General features: G+C 49.8%; 21 protein-coding genes and 1 pseudogene. 5 read left to right on the top strand and 17 right to left on the bottom strand.

The features are described 5' to 3' along the window. Positions 1-61 precede the first annotated feature (61 nt). Positions 62-712 (bottom strand): cytochrome b, encoded by a 651-nt coding sequence (locus L2Y54_RS06535; protein WP_236500997.1) that lies wholly within the window; start codon positions 710-712, stop codon positions 62-64. A 248-nt stretch (positions 713-960) separates the two neighbouring features. On the opposite strand from L2Y54_RS06535, the gene L2Y54_RS06530 reads away from it, so the two are divergent. The 5 genes and pseudogenes from L2Y54_RS06530 to L2Y54_RS06505 all read left to right on the top strand — a co-directional run bounded on the left by L2Y54_RS06530 (position 961) and on the right by L2Y54_RS06505 (position 4,372). Then, positions 961-1,233 (top strand): hypothetical protein, encoded by a 273-nt coding sequence (locus L2Y54_RS06530; RefSeq protein WP_236500996.1) that lies wholly within the window; start codon positions 961-963, stop codon positions 1,231-1,233. 18 nt (positions 1,234-1,251) lie between these two features. Beyond that, the gene (locus tag L2Y54_RS06525) at positions 1,252-2,577 is read left to right on the top strand and encodes a phosphoethanolamine transferase (RefSeq protein WP_236500995.1); all 1,326 of its coding nucleotides are present in this window, start codon (positions 1,252-1,254) and stop codon (positions 2,575-2,577) included. A gap of 144 nt (positions 2,578-2,721) precedes the next feature. After that, complete coding sequence (locus tag L2Y54_RS06520; RefSeq protein WP_236500994.1) at positions 2,722-2,913, top strand: hypothetical protein; 192 nt, start codon at positions 2,722-2,724, stop codon at positions 2,911-2,913. 361 nt (positions 2,914-3,274) lie between these two features. Then, positions 3,275-4,143, top strand: a pseudogene (locus tag L2Y54_RS21975) (IS982 family transposase). Positions 4,144-4,174: 31 nt separating this feature from the next. Next, positions 4,175-4,372, top strand: a complete 198-nt coding sequence (locus L2Y54_RS06505; RefSeq protein WP_236500993.1) for a hypothetical protein — start codon at positions 4,175-4,177, stop codon at positions 4,370-4,372. On the opposite strand, the gene L2Y54_RS06500 is transcribed toward L2Y54_RS06505, so the two are convergent. The 16 genes from L2Y54_RS06500 to gspG form a co-directional block, all read right to left on the bottom strand. After that, positions 4,365-4,907: a pseudouridine synthase gene (locus L2Y54_RS06500; protein ID WP_236500992.1), complete on the bottom strand. Its 543-nt coding sequence runs from the start codon at positions 4,905-4,907 to the stop codon at positions 4,365-4,367. The two genes, L2Y54_RS06505 and L2Y54_RS06500, sit on opposite strands and share 8 nt — an antisense overlap. A gap of 70 nt (positions 4,908-4,977) precedes the next feature. Then, the gene (locus L2Y54_RS06495) at positions 4,978-5,547 is read right to left on the bottom strand and encodes a hypothetical protein (protein WP_236500991.1); all 570 of its coding nucleotides are present in this window, start codon (positions 5,545-5,547) and stop codon (positions 4,978-4,980) included. A 241-nt stretch (positions 5,548-5,788) separates the two neighbouring features. After that, positions 5,789-6,619: an Lcl C-terminal domain-containing protein gene (locus L2Y54_RS06490; RefSeq protein WP_236500990.1), complete on the bottom strand. Its 831-nt coding sequence runs from the start codon at positions 6,617-6,619 to the stop codon at positions 5,789-5,791. Positions 6,620-6,810: 191 nt separating this feature from the next. Continuing rightward, entirely contained in the window at positions 6,811-7,632 is an 822-nt protein-coding gene (locus L2Y54_RS06485) for a hypothetical protein (protein WP_236500989.1), read from the bottom strand. Between the two features lie 237 nt (positions 7,633-7,869). Beyond that, a complete protein-coding gene (locus L2Y54_RS06480) occupies positions 7,870-8,847 on the bottom strand; it encodes an FAD:protein FMN transferase (protein WP_236500988.1) in 978 nt (325 codons plus the stop codon). 25 nt (positions 8,848-8,872) lie between these two features. Beyond that, positions 8,873-10,318 carry a dynamin family protein gene (locus L2Y54_RS06475; protein WP_236500987.1) on the bottom strand — a complete coding sequence of 482 codons (1,446 nt, stop codon included), beginning with the start codon at positions 10,316-10,318 and terminating at the stop codon, positions 8,873-8,875. A gap of 2 nt (positions 10,319-10,320) precedes the next feature. Next, positions 10,321-11,091 (bottom strand): DUF3824 domain-containing protein, encoded by a 771-nt coding sequence (locus L2Y54_RS06470; protein WP_236500986.1) that lies wholly within the window; start codon positions 11,089-11,091, stop codon positions 10,321-10,323. Positions 11,092-11,309: 218 nt separating this feature from the next. Continuing rightward, a complete protein-coding gene (locus tag L2Y54_RS06465; RefSeq protein ID WP_236500985.1) occupies positions 11,310-12,098 on the bottom strand; it encodes a tetratricopeptide repeat protein in 789 nt (262 codons plus the stop codon). A 40-nt stretch (positions 12,099-12,138) separates the two neighbouring features. Next, the gene (locus tag L2Y54_RS06460) at positions 12,139-12,762 is read right to left on the bottom strand and encodes a nucleotide-binding protein (protein WP_236500984.1); all 624 of its coding nucleotides are present in this window, start codon (positions 12,760-12,762) and stop codon (positions 12,139-12,141) included. 66 nt (positions 12,763-12,828) lie between these two features. Further along, the gene (locus L2Y54_RS06455) at positions 12,829-13,869 is read right to left on the bottom strand and encodes a hypothetical protein (protein ID WP_236500983.1); all 1,041 of its coding nucleotides are present in this window, start codon (positions 13,867-13,869) and stop codon (positions 12,829-12,831) included. Between the two features lie 18 nt (positions 13,870-13,887). Continuing rightward, positions 13,888-17,634 (bottom strand): efflux RND transporter permease subunit, encoded by a 3,747-nt coding sequence (locus L2Y54_RS06450; protein ID WP_236500982.1) that lies wholly within the window; start codon positions 17,632-17,634, stop codon positions 13,888-13,890. 38 nt (positions 17,635-17,672) lie between these two features. Next, positions 17,673-18,818, bottom strand: a complete 1,146-nt coding sequence (locus L2Y54_RS06445) for an efflux RND transporter periplasmic adaptor subunit (protein WP_236500981.1) — start codon at positions 18,816-18,818, stop codon at positions 17,673-17,675. A 170-nt stretch (positions 18,819-18,988) separates the two neighbouring features. After that, positions 18,989-19,618 carry a type II secretion system minor pseudopilin GspJ gene (gspJ, locus tag L2Y54_RS06440; protein WP_236500980.1) on the bottom strand — a complete coding sequence of 210 codons (630 nt, stop codon included), beginning with the start codon at positions 19,616-19,618 and terminating at the stop codon, positions 18,989-18,991. After that, entirely contained in the window at positions 19,615-20,004 is a 390-nt protein-coding gene (gene gspI, locus L2Y54_RS06435) for a type II secretion system minor pseudopilin GspI (protein WP_236500979.1), read from the bottom strand. Before gspI ends, gspJ begins: the two co-directional genes overlap by 4 nt. Before the next feature lies 1 nt (position 20,005). After that, a complete protein-coding gene (locus L2Y54_RS06430) occupies positions 20,006-20,548 on the bottom strand; it encodes a prepilin-type N-terminal cleavage/methylation domain-containing protein (RefSeq protein WP_236500978.1) in 543 nt (180 codons plus the stop codon). Continuing rightward, the gene (gene gspG / locus L2Y54_RS06425) at positions 20,511-20,933 is read right to left on the bottom strand and encodes a type II secretion system major pseudopilin GspG (RefSeq protein WP_236500977.1); all 423 of its coding nucleotides are present in this window, start codon (positions 20,931-20,933) and stop codon (positions 20,511-20,513) included. The genes L2Y54_RS06430 and gspG overlap by 38 nt, the downstream gene beginning before the upstream one ends. Between the last annotated feature and the right edge of the window lie 29 nt (positions 20,934-20,962).

Raw genomic sequence — 20,962 nt, 5'->3', positions numbered from 1 at the left:
ATGAAAATCAGGCTTGAGGGTACGCTGGGGTTTTCCAACAGGGTGTTGGGTTATGCAAAAGTCAGGCGGTATTCGGGCAGGCTTTCAGGGCTTGGAGGGTATGGTTGTGCCCGTAAAAATCAAAGCCCTCGCAAGCCTGCGAAGCTCTGATTACCGATGGATAGCGGGAATTGCTGCACGCGGGCAACATCCGCAGCAAGGTGTTGTCACGCTGGAAGTAATGGTGATAAACCCCCGCCAGAGCATGGAAGCCAATTAGGAAATAACCGCTGGTCCCAACAATCTCATGCAAGCCCTTCAGCGATTCCGCCAATGCCTTGTCAGGCGCGATCAGTGCAGGCAATTCCAACCCCAACCAGATCACCGCTTTGCCTTCGCCACTCAGCACCGCCCAGCCCAACATCGGCATCGCCAGCAACAAGGCATACAGCGCAACATGCATTACGCTTGAAAATAACCGTTGCCAATACCCAATAGATGCTGCCTTGGCTGGTGGTGGGTTCATCCAACGCATGACCAAACGCAGCAAGGTCAAACCAAAGACGCTCAAGCCCAGCATGAAATGCCAGCTTTTCAGGGCATTGCGCGGGTCACTGCCTTTGGGATAAAACTCCCGCAACTCAATGCAGGCATACACTGCAATCAACAGCAGCAAGGTCAGCCAATGCAAGGCGATAGGGAACGGTTTGTAACGGGACATCGTGTCAGACATGGTATTTCTCCTAGGTTCAACGTAAATTGTGTTCGTTGAAGTAGCTTGCGGGAAATATCCCTTGTTACCAACCGACAAACCTCACAAACCGTAAGCCAATGCATCAGCCAAACGGCTTACACGGTTTATCCCATGGATCACAAGCGGCAACTATTGCCCAGCATACCCCCCAAATAAGACATTCGCCGGATTCATTCAGCTTGATTACTGTTAGAATGCGCAGTTTTTAGCAATACTCTGGCATCACCGTGTTTTTGAAATTCCCCTGGTCTCCTGCCCGTCTCATTACTGTTGTAGCCTTGTTTGTGACAGTGGCTTACAACCAAACCTTATTTGCAGAATTGCATTCACGCCTCAACGTCTTCTCATGGGATGCGGGTGGGTTTGTGGTCACGTTGTTTGCGGTGATGCTGGCTCTGTTGGGTTTGCCGCTGTTACTACTGGCGCAAAGCATTTTGCTCAAGCCACTCTTAATGAGCGTGGTGATGTTGGCAGCAACATTGAGCTATTTCACCGATTAACTGGGGATTGTGTTTGATATGGATATGATCCGTAACACCGCCGAAACCGTGCGCGACAATAATCAGCAAGAAGCCCGTGAACTCCTCTCCCTACCCCTCATCCTGCACCTATTACTGTGGGGAATAGTACCCAGTCTTGCGATTGCACTAATACCCGTAAAACGCCATCGGCACTGGTGGCACGGCGCTGGCATCCGCACTGCCTATGCCGTGGGCTTGGTAGTCATCGCGACTGGCTTGTTTGTGGTGAATAACAAATACGCGACATTTTTCTCCCGTGAGAACGCAGAGTTGAAAGTGTATATCACCCCGTTATTCGCGCTGCATTCGAGTTATCGCTACTTCAAGACTTTTCACGCGGGGCAAACACAACCTTTTGTCACCCTCGGCACGGATGCTTACCAACAAAAATCAACCCCACGCCGCACCATCGGCATTATGGTTATCGGGGAAACTGCCCGTGCTGATCACTTTTCCCTAAATGGTTATGCCCGCCTCACAAATCCGCGTTTAAGTCAGCAAGCCTTAGTCAATTTTCAAAACGTCACCTCGTGCGGTACATCCACCGCTTATTCCGTACCCTGTATGTTTTCGTTTCTTGGACAAGCCGATTACTCCCCCGAAGCAGCCGATAAGCAATCGAACGTATTGGATGTGCTGCAACACGCGGGTGTGAAAGTGGTTTGGATTGACAACAATTCCAGTTGCAAAGGCGTGTGTACCCGCATTGAAAACACCAACATGACCCAAAACGCCAATCCAAACGATGATCTGTACAGCGACCACGGTTATTACGATGAAGCGATGCTCACCGATTTGCCACGTTACCTAGCGGGGGATCAGGACGTGTTAATTGTCTTGCATACACTGGGCAGCCACGGCCCCACGTACCACAAACGTTACCCGCCTGAATTTGCGCAATTTCAGCCGTATTGCCAACACGACACCCCACATACCTGCTCCTCAGCCGAGGTGATTAATGCGTATGACAACACCATTTTGTATACCGATTACGTGCTCAGCAAAACCATTGACTGGCTAAAATCACACAGCGACCAAGCCGATACGTTCCTGCTGTATGCATCTGATCACGGGGAATCGTTGGGTGAAAATGGCATTTACTTGCACGGCTTGCCTTACTTGCTCGCGCCTAAAGCACAAACCCACATCCCCATGTTTTTATGGCGACCCGAAAGCTATTGGCAGCAAAACCCGCAAGCATGGTCACTGCTACAAAACAAAAAACAAGCGAAATTATCGCACGACCACTTGCCACATAGCCTGTTAGGGCTGTATGCCGTGCAAACCACCGTCTACCAAACTGAGCTTGATTTGTCACGCTAACGTAAAAATCTGGGGTAAATCTTGCAAAACGTGTTAGCCATCACAGAAAACGCTTAATAGTTGGGAGATAATTCCTCCCATGCAATCACTGCAACCCATTAATGCCAGATGACCTGATTAAACCGTAGCATAGGAGCGAGGAACATGTTCAAGTTTGCCGTCACACTCACTTTATCACTGACTGTTTTTGCTGCGGTTGCAAGCTCTGATCAACTGACATCGGCTCCTGTCGCCAAAAACAGCATCCAAGTTATTGTTCAAAATGAAGCCATTGCACCGGGGCTGTGCCGCCTGCATTTTGAAAATGCCAGCACCAAAGACGTTGCTTGCAAGTAAACCAACACCGCGTCAACACGGTTTTTGCATCCCCGCTTTACCTCTCTGATCGACTCCTGAGAGGGGGCGGGGATTATTTTTTCCGGTCATCTCCCAGTATTTTTGCCTTATTATTCCCCAAAAAAATTTAAAAAATTATTTTAAATAACGTGTTTATTATCACAGAATTCACACAATAACTTACTCATAATTCATCTCAAGCAGCCAAGAGTATTCATTACCAACGACTGCGGCGCTTATCACTATTAAAAGGGGTTTTGTTATGTTTAACCTGAGTTCGGGATAAGGTAAGGCGCAGCCTTTCATGGGAGAATGTGAGTAACCACACACAACATTGACCCCACCAAAGGCTGCTACTGAGATGCTAACACGGTTATTCTGTGCCATTGACGATTTTTGTCAGGACTTTCATCCCGAATGGAACAAAACGTTATTGACCCCGAAAGGCGGGCATCGTCGTCGCCACAGTGGTCTTGGCGATAGTGAAATCATGACGATTTTGGTGCATTACCACCAAGTGGGGTATCGTACTTTCAAGTGGTATTATGAGCGTCATGTCAAAGTATTTCTTAAGGGTCATTTCCCGCAACTCCCTAGTTATCAACGTTTTATTGAGTTAATGCCGCGTGTTCTTTTGCCACTAACCCTGTTTATGCAGCAACGCTGTGAAACGGGGCGAGGTATTGCCTTCATAGACTCTACCCCTTGAAAGTCTGTGAAAATTTGCGTATTCCACGTCATCACACCTTTCGCAAAGACGCAGGGCGGGGTAAATCGTCAACAGGCTGGTTTTATGGGTTCAAACTTCATTTGGTCGTGGATGACTGCGGCAATATTTTATCGTTTGCCATTACTTCGGGTAATACCGATGACCGTAAGCCCGTTCCCACGTTGCTGAAAAAAGTGGTCGGCAAAGTCTTTGGTGATCGTGGCTACATTTCCAAGGCATTGACAGAATCGTTGGCAGAGCAAGGGGTTGAATGGATTACCTCGCTGAAGAAAAACATGAAACCCGTGGCGCGTGACACGTTCGATACACTGATGTTGCGTAAACGGAGCATCATCGAAACCATCAATGATCAGTTGAAAAATATTTCACAAATTGAGCATTCACGCCACCGTTCACTCACTAACTATATGATTAACATCATTGCTGGCTTGGTGTCATATGCCTATCAAGATAAAAAACCAGCACTGGATTTAAAAACATCAGCATTGGTTGTGATCTAAATTGAGGGATGGCTTATCCCGAACTCAGGTTATGTTTAAAGTAATCGTAGCGGCTGTTTTATTCATGGCTGCATCCGCCAGCATCGCTGACACCACATCATCTGTTGACGTTGCCAGCAGCGCCAAGGTTCCAGTCATTGTCAAAAATGAACCGGTTAGTGCCACCATGTGCCGTTTGCACTTTGAAGATGGCAGCCAAAAAGAAGTGGCATGTGTGAATACTAAATAGATATTTCACGCCATTCCCCACTTGCCAGACCATCCAAGGTCCACTGACCAATCCGATAACGAATCAAACGCAAGGTAGGAAAACCAATCGCCGCAGTCATACGCCGTACTTGCCGATTACGCCCCTCACTAATGGTAATTTCCAGCCAAGAATCAGGAATGCTTTGGCGCACCCGAATCGGTGGCACACGCGCCCACAAACCGGGCGGCTCAGCCATCACGCGCACGTCCGCCGGGCGGGTCATGCCATCTTTCAAACGAATGCCTTGGCGTAAGGGCTGCAAATCGGCATCGGTTGGCGCACCTTCGACTTGCACCCAATAGGTTTTGCTGGTTTTGTGTTTAGGGTCGGCAATACGGTGTTGCAAACTGCCATCATCGGTTAACAGCAGCAAGCCTTCGCTATCGCGATCGAGACGCCCGGCGGTGTAAACATCCGGCACGGGAATGTAGTCGGCGAGTGTCACCCTGCCTTCCTGATCGGTAAATTGGCAGAGTACGTCAAACGGTTTGTTGAATAAAATAATGCGGGGCATAACAACACTGGTAAATCCATGACACCAGTATCATAGCAACATTATGCCCCGCCCGCCCCTTTGCCCTTCCTTATCCCTTGTGATGCAAGGCTTGCATAACTTGCTTATTGCGGATTTCCAGCCTAACTTTGCCATCACCTAAATCTTTGAGCGTGGCTTCGTCGGTCTCACGCTGCCACAATACACCCGTGGCTTTTGCCTCATCGGGCTTGCCAAACAGATTCAGAATTTTCTTGCCGTGCACGTCGTACAACGCTTCGTAATCGCCGGTCGTATTCAGTTGCAATTCCAAACTGCATAACTGGTCTTCCACAAAAACGGCTTTGAAAAAACTGAGGTTTTCATCCCATAACTTACCGACACTACCATTGGCTGGCGTGGCAGAGCATTCTTCCAAACGGTAAGCTTTGCGCTTGTCGCCCAAGCCAGTTTTACCGGGTTTGCATTGCATCGGTTTATCAAGTAACGCTTGCAATTGCCTGACTGCCTCTGGACGTTTTTCGCCCAGCTTCACAGTATCCAAGCCATAACGGTCAATCGACGTGTCATCGGGTGCGGATAGCATATCTTGTTCCAGCCGATCACATCCCGCCACGGCGAACAGGAGCAACGCTGATAGACAGTAATGAATTATTTTCACAGTAGCCCTCATTGCTGTGGAGGAAAAATACCTCCCCGTCTGGTGGCGGGGAGGAAGATTGTCGGAGGAGTCCACGACTTGATACAAGAGTATCAATGCCTGTATCACCGATTATGACCAGCGATTATTTAAAATGTTCAACGCAACTGGAATATTCAGGAAATGGGCTAAAAATCGTGGTGACAGAAACAATTGTGGCGGCACTAAGGCCGCCACATACTGTCACTGTACCTACCCGTTATTAATCAGCGATCAGGCGAATGTAATTGTTGATCGTCCCGCCCATTGGATGATCTTGCACACGCTCACCATCTTTCCTAGAAAAGCTAACCGCTAATCTATTAGTCGCTGGTGCTGTCGCTGATGGCGTAGATGTCCAGTAACCACGGATTAATTGACCAGCATTTTCCGCGTCAAATGAGGTACTACCAACAAATTCAGCATACGTGAACGGTGCGGTGGTACGTGTTGTATCGATCAAACCCATTAACTCATCTCTGCTCGGTAAACGCCAATTTGACTTACCACACAATCTAGCTGCGTTAACTGCTCTGATGTAAGAGTCCGTATCACATCTAGTCAAATTTGTACCCGATGCTTGACAAGGAAATGAGCTTAACAAGTTAGCCGTCACTGCTGTCCCTGCTTGCATACCTGTCTCACCAACAGTCCCCACCTTCCAAAAATAGCCATAATCTTTATCACGAAAATCCGGTGTCGTTCCGGCGGCTTCATTCGTTTTAATTTCCCATGTTTTGCCATTAGGTGAATTATCTTTCACACAAGCTACTCGGTCGATACCTTGTACGACACTACCACCTGTCGCATTCATGCTGGCAAACGTTTTTGCCGTTGGGGTGGTAGGAGTAGTCGGTGTCGTTGGCGTTGTGGGAGTAGTCGGCGTCGTTGGCGTTGTGGGAGTAGTCGGTGTCGTTGGAGTGGTATCAGTTGTTATTGTCGTGGTGCCACCGCCGCCGCCACAAGCAGTCAGCAAAGAAGCGGAAAGTGCAACTGCCAAGAAAAGCCCGCTTTTCTTGAACAAATTAACGTTGGATTGTGCTGTTGTTAGCATAGTCATTATCCTGCCCTATAAATTGATTAGTCGATGAGTCACCCTTTAGAGGCAACAATAATATTTATAGCACAAGGCGAAGGAAAATCCGTTTTTTTAATCCATACGTAATAATTTTTATGACAACTGGATGTAGTGAACGGCTAAAAGGGCGAAGAGGACAAATCCTCCCCGTCCCTTCTTGACGATTGTTAATTACAAATCAGACGCACATGACCTGCCAACTCAGGACCAGCAGCGGGAGCCATGCCCTCATCGGACACATTGTTGAATGCACTGCCAGCCGGAATAACCGCAGAATAGTTCACCTGCCGCGCATCCGAAGAGTTAAAGTAGAAAGCATCGGCAACAGCATCTGGGAAAAATGCCGGAACAGGTGCATAACTCCGAGCCACCGTCGACCGCTTCGCATTACCATCAGGCTGAGGAAACGCTTCAGCAGGGAGAGCCAAGTAGATTAATTCAGCATGTGTTGGTAAACGGCAAGCACGTGCAGGACCACAAGGGCGATTAGTCGTTGGCGTATTCACCGCAGCCACATACGCATCAGGCGAGCACGTTGTCAAAGTGCTACTACAAGCACCTGCGGCACCTGCTTTCGCATACGTCCAGTCTTTATCACGCAAACCGGAATCATCAGTCTTAACTTCCCAGAAGTTACCAAGCAGCTTATCCTGCACACAAGACCATGACGTTGCAGAGTCATCCAGCAAAGCACCAGTGCTATCAAACTTGCAGAAACGAGGATCAGCGCATCTAGCTGCCGCTGGCGGCGTTACCGGCGCGACTGGTGTCACTGGCGTAGGGGTAACAACAGGAGTAGGAGGAGTAGGAGGAGTAGGAGTAGTAGGAGTAGTAGGAGTAGTAGCACTAACCCCACTGCTCGCGCTGCCCGCATCACAATCACCATCACAATCACACGCACTCAGTAGGGATGCACACAAAACCATCGCCAACACAAGGCCGCTTTTTTTAATTACTGGGATTTCTTTGGGAGCAAAAACTTCTGGCATAACTATTATCCTAATATATCTTAAACAAAGAAATTTCAGCCATAATCACTCAGGCTAAAAAAGGTTATAGCACAGCCCAGAAAAATCGCTGGCACATTTTCACCGCAATGCACCCTTATGGAGAAAAATCAAATAAAAACAAACAGATAGAAACTGATCAAAAAGAAGTCACGCGCATAAAATTAGATGCTTTTATTGAATATAAGTAATTAATTATACCATTTAAAGCAACCATTGTTATTCTTCGCCCAATACCTTCCGAAAACCCACTGTATCGGCAGTTTCAAACCCTTGGTCAGTTCGCCAAATAAAATACGCATTAATACCGTGTGTATCAGCAAAAATCTTGCCTTGTCGTTCACCCAACGCCACCAGTAAGGTTGCATAAGCGTCTGCTAACGTTGCATCCGCCGCCACGACGGATACCGATGCAAGGTTATGCGTCACCGGAGCGCCTGTTGCCGGATTCACGGTATGCGAGTAACGCTTCCCCCCCGCGACAAAAAAGTTGCGGTAATCTCCCGAAGTTGCCAGACCAGCCTCTTGCAAATTCACACCCTTCTGAATCACCCGTCCCTCTTCCACCGGCTTCTCAATCGCAATACGCCAAGCATCACCGCGCGGACTCAAGCCACGGGTACGTACTTCTCCCGCCATTTCCACCATGTAATCGCGCACACCCAGCGATTCAAGGTAGCGCCCTGCCTGATCAGCCGCGAAACCGTCTGCGACTGAAGAAAGATTTACTAGCACATCCACTTGTGATTTACGTAAAGCCGGTGGCTCAAGGCGCACTTGCAATTTCTGGTAGCCCACTTTAGCCCGCGCCGCATCAATAGCCGCCTGCTCAGGCACGGCGGTTGAACCATCATGCGAATTAAATCCCCATAATTTGATTAACGGTCCGACCGTTACATCGTATACGCCATTGCTTTGCTGGCTGAGTTGCAAGGTAAGATCAACCAATTGTGCCAATTCTGGCGCAACCGCAAACCAGTCAGTCCCTTGATAATGGTTAAATTGCGCCAATACCGAGGTCTCATCCCACGTCGCCAACCATTGGTTAGTTTGCGCAAAGGTTTGATTTAAGCCTGCGAGTAACTCGGCCTTGGTCAGCGTGGCAGGAGGATTCGTGAGGGTGACGTGCCACAGCGCTGTACCCTGCATTCCTTCCAAATGCCATGCAGGGCTACGCTGCTCACAGGAGGCAAGCAATAACAATATGCCCAGGCAACATGCCCTAAGCAGATTTAGGTTTATGCTGCTCACCGGAAGGGCTAGTAAAACGATCATTCAAATGCTGTACAAAACGATCAGTCGCATGGCGAATGGCATCCAGACGCCGCCGCGTCCTGCCACCCCAACCTGCGGGTGACGATTGAAAAATACTGCGCCAGAATGCGGTGCTTTTCAGGAAAGCGGCTGACAGATTGCCATAAGATTCGCTCTTACTGAGCGTTGCCGCAATCCGCTTTGCTAGGCGCTTGCGAATCCAGTAATGCAGTCCCAACGCCAACAGGACGATAACAGCCGCCACCCCGGCAGTTGCCCAAATGTTACCCGCAAATGCTGCCAGCCAAGGTGGATTGAATAACAACCCTTCCCAATAACCAAACTCAATACTCATCGCCACCAAAGCCACCGCTAACAAGCCAAATACCAACGCATCTGCTGCCAGCACTTGTTTTCGCCAACGTTGTAATGCCTCACGAATACGCGGTATAGCTTGCTGTTCAATCTCGTTAGCTTGCGATTCCATCGCCCCCACGATGCGGTAAACACGCTCAATGTTCACCCCATCCACCCGCGCCATAATACGCTGGTAATCTGCGTCACGCTTAGCCACATAACGCGCCCAGACATTCCCGTCGGCTACGGGTACAGCGAGTTTATCGTTAAATAAAATATGGAAACTACCGGCAGAAAGCCCTTGTTGCACTAAAGCTTTTTGCCATGCCGACACGACATCTTCAAGGTTATCTTCACGCGCCGAGGTATCAATCTGATTAAGAATAAACAGGAATTTGCTGCTGTCATTGCGACGCATCGCGCCTTTGACCAGATGTTCTAAGGTATCCTGCATTGCCCCCGGCTCAGGGTGACGCGCATCAAAAAACACCATCACCAAATCGGAAAGCTCAATAATGTGGTCAGTGATCCGCAAGGTGGCTTTACGCTGTTCGTCGGCATCAAACCCCGGTGAATCAATCAGAATTTTGCCACGAAGCTTTTCACTGGGCGCGACTTTCATCTGAAGATAACTATCAATCTTCGCCCCCTCGCCCTTAGAGACATGCTCAATATCTTCACTGATTTGGTAAAAAGGAAAGCGTGGGTCGCCATCCAGCGCCAAACCAGGCAAGGTACGCACCTGATTATCCGGGCTAAAGGTAATCACGGTGAAACGGTCATCCACCGCCTGATTGCCCGTGCGTTGCAAATCCATATCCAGAAACGTATTGATAAAACTGGATTTACCTGCCGAGAATGTTCCTAAAATAGAAATCATCGGCCACCATGAAATCTGCGTCGCGTAAGACTCACCGCCATGCAATAAGCCAAGCTTCTGGGCAACAGCATCCAGTTCACGATACTGGTTGACTGCCTCAACTAACACCGGATTTTCACGTTTCAGGTGTTCCTGCAACCGCTTCAGGCGTTGCTCCATGCGCTTGGCTGGTGTCATATCTATCCTTTAATATCTAGGGAGGCGAACTTATCATCTTCCGTTATCAATGAACTATGTCCATCTTTTGCTGTTGTGGAGTCAATCGCTGGGGGTTGGCTCGTAGGGGTTTCCACCACTGGCTGCGGAGCGACGGGCGCAGGTTGTACAACTTGCGGCTGGATCGCTACGCCTTGCGCAACCGTACCGGCTGGTGAAGGGTAATAATTATAGTACGGCGTAGCAACTGCGGGAGGTGGAACCACGTAAGGGGAGGTCGTATCACTGCCAAATGGGCTGAATTTGTTGAACATTTTCATCGGCCCGGAAATATTTTTGTTCATGCTCCACATATCGCGCTGCATATTATAAGTGGAAACGGCCATATTTTGGGTCGAGGCATTCATCTGTTGAATGTTGCCTGCCATATCTTGAGTACTGCTATTCATACCAACAATGTTGTTGGTCATTTGACTGGTTGAGTTCACTAGGCTACCCATCTGGGAGTTCATGGATGCAATCGAATCCGTCATTTTCGTCATATTGGTATCAACTGACGTGTGCATATTCTCAATAGTTGAAGTAAGACGATGGACATCCGTGGTCAAGGATTGAACCAAATAAAAACCATAGGCAGAAAGAATAATGAAAGCCACCATTGCCGGATAGACAATCATCTGCAAGGTACGGGTTACATTAACCTGCCGCTCCTCAAAATCCTGCAACTCATCCTCGACATCGTACAACTCATTTGCAATGTCGTTAATCCCTGCGGATTTTTCATTCGTTTTCATACCTAACTCCTGATTTCGAGGCGCGACTATCTCCCTAGACGACACCCCGGCTACTGTGAATGCGTATCACGCACTATCCGATGCGTTTTTCATAAATGTTATCTCCCAAACATCCTTTGCGATCTAATCTTATTCTTTTACATGCAATGTAGCAGTAGTGGCAGGTCAAGATATTGCAACTTAATCCTGCGCAACTACTGACACAATCCTACCCTGTTTTATTTTTTTAGGGCAGCATCAATTTGCTTGGCAAGCTCAGGGTTTACCATATCCACATACAACTTCATGTTTAATGCTTCAGTAACACGACCCTGTGCCGCAAGCTTGGGCGCGACTTCGGCGAACAAAGTAGCTGCCTGCTGTGCGTTGCCCTGCTTCCAGTACACGTTCGCCAATTCACCTTTATATTCTAAAGAATCAGGCGCTTGCTTGAGCAGATCATTGTATAAACCTGCTGCTCTATCCAACTCATTTGCCCAGTACGCTTCACGTGCCGCACGCAACAAATCCGCTGGCGTACCAGCTACAGCCGGTGCAACCGCTTGCGTTTGTTGTTCCGCAACTACCGCTGGCGCAGCAGCTTGAACAGGCTGTTGTTCCGCAACTACCGCTGGCGCAGCAGCTTGAACAGGCTGTTGTTCCGCAACCACCGCTGACGCAGCAGCTTGAACGGGCTGTTGTTCCGCAACTACCGCTGGCGCAGCAGCTTGAACGGGCTGCTGTTCCGCAACCACCGCTGGCGCAGCAGCTTGAACGGGCTGTTTTTCCGGCTGTTGTTCCGCAACTACCGCTGGCGCAGCAGCTTGAACGGGCTGTTGTTCCGCAACTACCGCTGGCGCAGCAGCATGGGCTGACTGTTCCGCAGCAGGTTGTCCAAGTTTGGTTGCAACCTTGTCAGCGTGTTCCACTGATTTAGTACCCACGCTGAAATTCAGCAGGATAGCAATAACCGCCAGCAACCACGCCAGCAAAATCGGATGTTTCATTAACCAACGAAAAATATGCATCTGAATCTCCTTAAAACCCCAGATTTATTAAAAATAATGTCTATACAGGATACAAAGCACGTCCCAATGCATCCAGTTCCAATGCCGCCTTAGAACGCGGCTCCATTTCAAACACTGCCAAACCTTCACTAAACGAACGCCGATACGTGGTACGCATATACAGACGCGGCTCCAACAAGCTCAAGCCGGGCAACATTTGCATGGCTTCAGCCGCTTCTAAGGTTTCGCGTACTGCATGGTGGGTATCTGCCCTGTTGATAACACCGAGTATTTCAACCGCACGTCCCTGACGAATATCCGCAATCATTTTCAGGAAACGCTGGGTAGACCAAATATCTGCCTGACTCGGTGCAACTGGTACAACAATGCGCTCTGCCTTACTGATTGCCATTTCAACCGCCGCCATATCAGCCAGCCCCATGTCCACCAACACTTCAGACTTGCTGTCTTGTACACCCAAGTCACTGACGGATGTCAATGGCGTAATGGCAGGCAAAAAACCCTCTTCCTGACGAATTTCAAAAGCGTCGGAGGTGGTTCCTTGAGGGTCAAGGTCGTATACCACCACATGCTTATTGTGGCGGGTGGCTACCCACAACGCTAGGTTAAACGTTATGGTGCTTTTACCGGTTCCACCCTTGAGGTTGCCAATCAACGTAATCATTCAAGGCTCTCTTCGTTTGGTTGCATCTGCAACCCGCCCTCACAGGCGGGCGACAGGTAAGGTATATTATTGCTGCACAGGTGGTTGCTGTGGTGGCATTGGCATTTGACCACTAGCGTTACCATTCCCCATTGGCATAGGGTAGCCACCTTGCGGCATGTCTGGCACACGCATTTGCTGCGGCGCTGGCTGCCCTTGTTGCAGTTGCATAGGAGGCATCATATTCGGCGCAGGCACTGCCTCTGTAGCATTACCGTAACCGGGTACACCCTGTGGCATTGGAATAGCATACAGGTAATAGTAAGAACCTGGCGGATGCGGCATTGGCGGCGGCGTTGGTGCGGCTGATACATCAGGCGCTGCTTTAGTTTCAGGCGCAGCAGGTTGTGCCGGAGCCGCTGGTACAGCAGGTACTTCGGGTTGTGCAGGCACTGCTGGCGCTACCGGCTGAGTAGGTACTTCAGGTTGTGCGGGCGCGGTTGGCTGAGCTGGTACTTGAGGCACTGTAGCCGCAGGAGCTGACGCTGTTTCTGGCGCTGGCATAGCGGCAACAGGTGCTGCGGGCGCAACAGGCGCTTCCGGTGCTTTGGCTTCTGGAGCCGCTGAGGCAACAGGCGCTTCCGGTGCCTTGGCTTCTGGAGCCGCTGAGGCAACAGGCGCTTCCGGTGCCTTGGCTTCTGGAGCCGCTGAGGCAACAGGCGCTTCCGGTGCTTTGGCTTCCGGTGCAGCAGGAACCTCTGGTGTTTTCAGCTCAGTCACTGCGGGCGCTGCAACCGCAGCATCTGCCGGAGCAACAGAGGTCGCCGGTGCTGTAGGAGCAGCCGGGGATGCTGGTGCAGCAGGAACCACAGGCGCTGGGGGCGCAGCAGGCGCAGCCGGAACCACAGGGGCAACAGGGGCAGCGGGGGATGCTGGTGCAACAGGAGCCGCTGGCGCAGTGGCAGAACCTGCTACCTGCTCAGAACCTTCCGTCATAAAAGGACCAGGCGGTGGCGGTGGTAAATCTGCCGCTTGCGCCCATACATTGGTACTCAACAGAAATACCGCCGCAGATGTTGCCACTGCGGCAACAGCGGTAGCCCGTTGCTTATTGTTAAATATCGTCATGCTTGTCTTCCTTCCAGATTAAATATCCGTCTTGAGTTTTATGCCCCGCCTGGCGGAGGATTTTTTGCGCTCTTGAGGCTCTACTGAACCTACAGGCGTCTCATCTTGTTGTGGCGTGGTGTTGTCAAGCTCAGCCTTTGCTTTTTCTGGTACTGAGTCACTAGGTGTCTCCGTTACAACCTCTGGCGGTATTATAGCCGCTGGTGGTGTTACATCTGCTGGAGCAACCGCTTGTTTTTTTGGCTCCTGACGTACTGCCTGCGGTTTTATGGTTTCTCTGGTCTTAGGCTTTTTTAATAACTTACGCAATGCCGCAAAAATACCGATGATGCCGACCACCAAGCTACCCACCAACGACACCAAATACATACCTGTGTAGACCAGCGTATCCTGCGCGACTGCCCCGATACTTTTACCGGACTTTACCGCTTGCGCATCACCTGTTCCGGTGTGTCGTCCACCGTGGGAACCACCACTGTTACCACCACCAGACGGCGGCAACCCGCTCAAAGAATCACCTGCACTAATACACCCTAATGGGATAATCAACAAGGTGAGCAAGGTTGCAACTGCGCCGCCGAAAATCAGTGATACTGCCATGCCCTGGAAAATGGGGTCTGTCAAAATGACCATTGAACCACCAAACAAGGCCAGCGCGGTAATAATAATCGGACGTGTCCGCGCTTCACAAGAACGGATTACCGCTTCCAGTACAGTCTCACCGCTGAGTACGGCCTCGCGGGCAAAATCCACTAACAAAATGGAGTTACGCACAATAATTCCCGCCAACGCGATGAAACCAATCATGGACGTTGCGGTGAATTCCGCATCCATCAGCCAATGACCCGGCACAATCCCGATCAAAGTTAGTGGAATCGGAGCCATAATAATCGCAGGCAGGGTAAAGTTACCAAATTGCGCAACAATTAGCATGTAAATCAACACCAGTGCGGCTGCAAATGCAATACCCATATCCCGGAACGTTTCCCACGTCACCGTCCACTCACCACCCCACTCAAAGGCTGACTTGCTTTCAACACCTTGAGGGGATTTCAACCAGTATGCCTCATTCAGCAACAACGTGCCATCGGGTGAACGATAACCTTCACCATTATTAAACTCTGCCAGCAAAGTTTCCACTTGCCCTTGACCGTATACCGGTGCGGCTAAGCGCCCGACAGTTTCAGCCGTAACAAACTCAACCGCCCGTAAATTTTTACGGTAAATCGGCTTATCCTGCTTATCAAATACAAAGGTACCCAATTCATGCAGTGGCACAAACTGCCCAATCTGATTGGTTACTGGCAGTTGTGACAAACGGTAAATCTGTGAACGCGCACTCAACGGCACTTGCATCACAATGCGGGTCGGGTCAATCAGGGCATTTTTCTTAATATCACCAAGAATAAAACCACCCATTGCCATTTCCAGCGTGCGATTGACCGTTTCAGCAGTAATGCCATTACGCTGTGCTTTGTCGGAATCCACGATGAAACGCAGGATGTCATGATCCTCTTCCATCAGGTTATCCACGTCATCCAGGTTTTCCGCCTGCTCAAACAGCTTGGTCAAATCAGCCGCGACTTGACGACGGGTATTCGCATCCGGCCCATACACCTCGGCGACGACAGACTGCAATACCGGGGGGCCAGGTGGCATTTCCACCACTTGCAACTTACCACCGGTCTCTTTCAGCAAGGGTTGCAGCAACGCACGCGCCTCTACTGCAATCTCATGGCTGGTACGCTTACGGTCGTGCTTATCGGTCAATTGCACTTGAATATCAGCTTGCCAGGATTGCTGACGCAAGTAATAGTGACGCACCAAACCATTGAAGTTAAACGGTGAAGCAGTACCTGTATAGGTTTGCAGCGCAGTCACTTCAGGAATTTCTTTCAACTTGGTTGCCATTGAATGCACTAAGTTTGCCGTCACGGGCAGTGCAGTACCTTCTGGCATATTCAAGACTACGTTGAATTCTGGCTTATTATCCAGCGGCAACATTTTTACCCGCACCGATTTCAACGGGTAGAACAACAACATGAATGCAAAAAACACCATGATAATAGCCAGCAAGAAGGCGTAACCTTTCTTCTTATCTGTCACCAACGGCACAATCATGCCACGGAATAGTTTCTCCATCCGTGCTGCTTGCTTATGCTCTTTCTCCGCAGCCTCATGCAAACTTTTCAAGGATGGCTTAAAGCGATTGGTCAACCAAGGCGTAAATGCAAATGCCGCAAACAAAGAGATCACCATCGCTACCGAACCCAATACCGGGATAGGCAGCATATAAGGTCCCATCATGCCACTGACAAAGCCCATCGGTAACAAAGCCGCAATCACGGTGCCTGTTGCCAAAATCGTCGGGTTGCCTACTTCGCGCACTGCATCGACTGCGGTGTCAACATCGGTATTTTCGATCAGCAACCAGCGCCGGTAAATATTTTCCACCACCACAATCGCATCATCCACCAGAATCCCGATGGAGAAAATCAAAGCAAACAAACTCACCCGGTCAATGGTCATGCCCATGAGCCATGCCGAAAATACCGTGGTCGTAATAACCGCAGGAATAACGATCAATACCACGCTCGCCGCACGGAATCCCAAGAAGAACCAAACCAAGACAGTCACAATGCCTGTCGCAATGAACAGCTTGAAAATTAACTCATTAACTTTGGCCTTCGCGGTTTCACCGTAGTTACGGGTTACCTCAACATTCACGTTATCGGGAATAATACGGCCTTTCAGTGCTTCCAGCTTTGCCAATACCGCCTCAGCAACATCCACCCCATTCGTGCCGTGTTTTTTAGCAATCGCCAAGGTCACGGCAGGTGCGTTATCGGCTTTTTCAGCATCCTCTGCCACCACACTTCCGGTGTAATACCCAACCGAACGCCCTGCATCACTCGGCTCTTCGGTAACGGTTGCCACATCGCGCACATACACCGGTCGCCCATCAATCACTGCTACCATCAGGCGCTTAACGTCTTCGGCAGAACTCAGAAATGCACCGCTATAAACCTTAAAGACACGCTCGTCCGGTTCAACTGACCCCGTATTACGCTCCGAGTTTGCCATACGGATAGCGTTTGCCACTTGCTCCAGTGACACGCCAAATGTTGCCAGACGCTCCGGCAGAATTTCCACTTTCAACTCTTCATGGCGACCATCCACGATGAAGCTCTGACTGGTATTTTCGACCTCACGCAAACTTTGCAGCACATCCAAAGCCACTAAGCGCAAATTGGCATCATCAACCTGATTCGACCAGAGCGTTAGCGTCACCAATGGCACATCATCTGCACCTTTAGGCTTCACTAGCGGTTCTTGCACCCCAAAGGGAATGCGGTCTTTATTAGAAGCCAGCTTGTCATATAGTTTAACCAGTGAAGACTCCAGCTCCTCCCCCACAATAAACTGCACTGTCACCATCGACTGCTCACGCGCCGAATAGGAATAGACATGATCTACCCCGGTCATTTCCGACATAATGCTTTCTAAAGGACGGGAAATGAGATTTTCCACTTCTTGTGCTGACGCACCGGGGTAATGCACGAAAATATCCACCATCGGTACAGAAATTTGTGGATCTTCCTGACGTGGTGTCACCCACATCCCCAACACACCAACGGCAAAGAAAGCCAGCAATAACAACAACGACAGCGGAGAAGTAATAAAGGCTTTAGCCATCGCCCCCGCCATACCCAAATTGTGGTGCGGGTGCTGAGGTGCTACTGCATTGTGCGGCGAATCATTCATAATTAATTACATTCCTAGCGGGGAAATCATATTCATCTTTATTCTGCATAAGGCATCCAACCCGATGCGGCAGTGGCAGGTGGTTTATCAATCACCCGTTCATCTGCACTTAAACCGGAAACCACCTCTACTTTACCGTCTTCTTGTTCAGCACCGAGTCTCACCAAGCGCAATTCGGAGGTATTATCATTTTTCACAACCAGCACACTTGGCAGGCTACGCCCGCGCAGCAAGGCTGTTTTGGGAATGACCACAATCTTCGCATCACCAACGTTTGTTTCCGGCAAGTATACCTCAGCATACATGCCGGGTGCTGCTACGGCATCGACTGGCAAATCAAATTTTACTATCACCGTATGACGACTGGGATCAGCAACCGGATGAATTTGTGTGAGTTTCACCATAATCGAGGCTTTACCGTCAATCTTAGCCGGGACAATCATACCCTCGCGCAAATTACTCACCAAACTGGAAGGTACATCTGCCTGCAAGCGCTTGTATTTAACATATCCAAACTTAATCAATGGCTGCCCCGGCTGCACCGTATCACCGACTTCGACCAACTTTTCCAGCACAATGCCTTCAAACGGCGCTACGGACTTGGCATCACCCAACGCCGCATCAATTTCCTGCAACTGTGACATCGCCTGTTGCAAATTACTTTGAGCCTGCGAAACGCCGGTAGCACTGCTCATTAAGTCCGAATAACGCCCCATATCCGAGTCATAGTTACCCATCATGGAATCAGCAAACGGTCGCACCATCGTCATGTCAAACATCGCAGGCAAACCAAAACCCGGCATTGCGCCAATGTCTTTACTGCGAGGTGAAATCAATTCGCGGGTATATTGTGCCTGAGAATTTTGCAAGGCTGCCTGAGCAATCGCAATTTGCGCCAACACTGCATTGCGCTTCGCGGTTAATTGCGACTCATCTATGCGAACAATCACATCGCCCTGATTGAAGCCAGAACCCGCCTCTCCCGCCACAAATTTCACTGCCCCCGGCACTTGAGCAGACAACGTAACCTCCCGATAGGGAATAACCGTACTTCCCAACACCGAGCTGGACAAAGACGTCACCGTTTCCACACGCACCACTTCGGCTGCCTGCGTCACAGCAGGAATCCCGCCGACAATGCCAAGCACCAGCAGCAACCTCAGCGTATTTGTTCTTATCCTCATCGGCGGTCTTATTTCCTTAAAGCGGCATGATCCCGACGGCACGCAAGAGGAACTCCCCGACTGCATTACCTGCACCCGCTCCTCTCCATCCCCTCCAAACAATCTAGGCGGAACTATAGCGTTTAACGCCCTTGAATTCCAGTCGCTCACCAATGAATATTAGCATATTCTTATAAATATACGACAAAAACTCGCCGTAACGCGCCAAAGCGTTTATGTTGCAATGAAAACTCTAGCGCCGTTAAAACTGAACGCTCTTTGGGAAGATTATCCTTAAATTCGCCACCTCTTCCCGACTGAAACCGAAAACGTGGCTCACCCTCAATGCCTGTCAATAACACCAGTGACACTGGCTCCGCCTGCTCAGGGTGATCAACCAAGTCCCACGTTTGCCGCAACAACCTGCCCTCTTCGACCACATAACGCACCCGCTGTAAACCACTGCGCATTTGCCCTTGACCGGAATTCCGCAATTGCCAAGCCACATCAGGATGTCCGCCACGTGTAAACTCCAGCAACACCCCCAAATCCTCAGGCTGCACAATACTATTATTTGCCACTGCATTCGTTTGCTGAAAACTCTCGCGCTTAGGTCGCAATACTGCCAACTGGCGCATATCCCGCTCAATAAACACCATTGCCCGCTGTAACTGTTGCAAATCCGCCTGCGGCTGCTCCACTTGACGCTCCACATCCAGCAACATATTCACCGACTGATACGCCAAAGTGATGAGCAAGGAAAAAATCGCCAGCGAGATCATCAGCTCCACCAACGTGAACCCCCCCGCACACCGTTTCATTGCGCCTGCCTCCGTACTTTAGGCTGAGGATTTGCCACATAAGCCAATTCCACCGCCAGAACTTGCTGTGGTTGCCCCTCGCGAGACACGCTAACCTTTACCTTGCGTAAATCAGGGTCAGGTGTTGCTAAAATTTCCTGCTGCCATTGCCAGGTACCCTCACCCATTTCAGCTTTACCTTCAGACTTACCCGCTGCCGGAAATTCTTTACCCGTTTGCACCACCGCAAGCTGATTGAAAGCCACCCAACGCGCCAAGGTGGTATCTTTCATACGTTGATAACTGGCAATATCACCGCTACTGGTTTCCACACTGACCGAGATGACCAAGCCCAGCAACAGCAACGCAAACATGATTTCGATCAGGTTAAAGCCTTGTTGGCGCATGTCAACTGGCCTCCGCAGCAAGATCAACCTCGCGCCCGACATTATCGAACTTAACCACCGCTTCACGTTGCGCGTTGTCGCGCACATGCCATTCAAACGGCATCATTTCCCCAGTGGGCAAAATAAACACTTGCGGGCGGATTTTATCATTACCCGGCAAGCTAACTTCCTGACCTTGCAAGTACAGAGATTGCTGATAGCTGCCCCTCCATTCATAAGCTTTTAGCAAATTATCGTTGTCGACAGGCTCCCACTGAAGCTGGTCATTCTGAACGAAAAAAGCGTAACCCTTATCCCCAAACCCCAGAGCCAATGCCTGCGAACGCACGATGCTTTCATCCTGCGCCATCAGCACCCGCTCACGTAAGCGCGTCACCTCTTCATTCAGCGGATCAGACATCGACAAATTCAACATTGAACCCGCCAAAGCGTACAAAATACCGATAACCATAATAACAATCATCATTTCCAGCAAAGAAAAACCCTGCGGAAAGGCGTGCTTGTGCTTATAATTGCCAGCTACCCACATCGTCTTCAGTGCCATCACGTTTATCCGGGCCAATGCTGTAAACTTCCATTTCATCACCGTGCGTGCCCGGATTCAGGTAGCGGTAGTCATTGCCCCACGGGTCTTTCGGCAACTCCTTCATGTATTGCCGCCAGCGCGGCGCATTCCCCGGATTATTCACCAGCGCGTTCAATGACCCAGAAGCGGGGAAAGTGCCATTATCAGCGCGGTACATTTCCAACTTGATTTTCAAATCACCTACTTCTTTCTTGGCTTTCAGGTTTTGGGCATCGCCCATGACATTCAAATTGCTGAACACCAAACCCAGCAAAATCCCGATGATCACAATCACGATCATCAATTCCGTTAAGGAAAAACCCGCCTGACTTGACTTGCACTGCCCAGTCTTCTTAATACTCATGCCCACTCATCCTCATAAACAAGATTCAC

Origin of the sequence: Thiothrix winogradskyi (assembly GCF_021650935.1) — a bacterium.
Taxonomy (GTDB): domain Bacteria; phylum Pseudomonadota; class Gammaproteobacteria; order Thiotrichales; family Thiotrichaceae; genus Thiothrix; species Thiothrix winogradskyi.
Note: the sequence above shows the minus strand (reverse complement) of the source record. Positions and strands in the feature narration are given on the sequence as shown.

Coding starts and splice junctions, on each gene's coding strand:
- L2Y54_RS06535 (WP_236500997.1), bottom strand. CDS start 712: ATGTCTGACACGATGTCCCGTTACAAACCGTTCCCTATCGCCTTGCAT.
- L2Y54_RS06525 (WP_236500995.1), top strand. CDS start 1,252: ATGGATATGATCCGTAACACCGCCGAAACCGTGCGCGACAATAATCAG.
- L2Y54_RS06520 (WP_236500994.1), top strand. CDS start 2,722: ATGTTCAAGTTTGCCGTCACACTCACTTTATCACTGACTGTTTTTGCT.
- L2Y54_RS06505 (WP_236500993.1), top strand. CDS start 4,175: ATGTTTAAAGTAATCGTAGCGGCTGTTTTATTCATGGCTGCATCCGCC.
- L2Y54_RS06500 (WP_236500992.1), bottom strand. CDS start 4,907: ATGCCCCGCATTATTTTATTCAACAAACCGTTTGACGTACTCTGCCAA.
- L2Y54_RS06490 (WP_236500990.1), bottom strand. CDS start 6,619: ATGCTAACAACAGCACAATCCAACGTTAATTTGTTCAAGAAAAGCGGG.
- L2Y54_RS06485 (WP_236500989.1), bottom strand. CDS start 7,632: ATGCCAGAAGTTTTTGCTCCCAAAGAAATCCCAGTAATTAAAAAAAGC.
- L2Y54_RS06475 (WP_236500987.1), bottom strand. CDS start 10,318: ATGACACCAGCCAAGCGCATGGAGCAACGCCTGAAGCGGTTGCAGGAA.
- L2Y54_RS06470 (WP_236500986.1), bottom strand. CDS start 11,091: ATGAAAACGAATGAAAAATCCGCAGGGATTAACGACATTGCAAATGAG.
- L2Y54_RS06465 (WP_236500985.1), bottom strand. CDS start 12,098: ATGCATATTTTTCGTTGGTTAATGAAACATCCGATTTTGCTGGCGTGG.
- L2Y54_RS06460 (WP_236500984.1), bottom strand. CDS start 12,762: ATGATTACGTTGATTGGCAACCTCAAGGGTGGAACCGGTAAAAGCACC.
- L2Y54_RS06455 (WP_236500983.1), bottom strand. CDS start 13,869: ATGACGATATTTAACAATAAGCAACGGGCTACCGCTGTTGCCGCAGTG.
- L2Y54_RS06450 (WP_236500982.1), bottom strand. CDS start 17,634: ATGAATGATTCGCCGCACAATGCAGTAGCACCTCAGCACCCGCACCAC.
- L2Y54_RS06445 (WP_236500981.1), bottom strand. CDS start 18,818: ATGAGGATAAGAACAAATACGCTGAGGTTGCTGCTGGTGCTTGGCATT.
- gspJ (WP_236500980.1), bottom strand. CDS start 19,618: ATGAAACGGTGTGCGGGGGGGTTCACGTTGGTGGAGCTGATGATCTCG.
- gspI (WP_236500979.1), bottom strand. CDS start 20,004: ATGCGCCAACAAGGCTTTAACCTGATCGAAATCATGTTTGCGTTGCTG.
- L2Y54_RS06430 (WP_236500978.1), bottom strand. CDS start 20,548: ATGGCACTGAAGACGATGTGGGTAGCTGGCAATTATAAGCACAAGCAC.
- gspG (WP_236500977.1), bottom strand. CDS start 20,933: ATGAGTATTAAGAAGACTGGGCAGTGCAAGTCAAGTCAGGCGGGTTTT.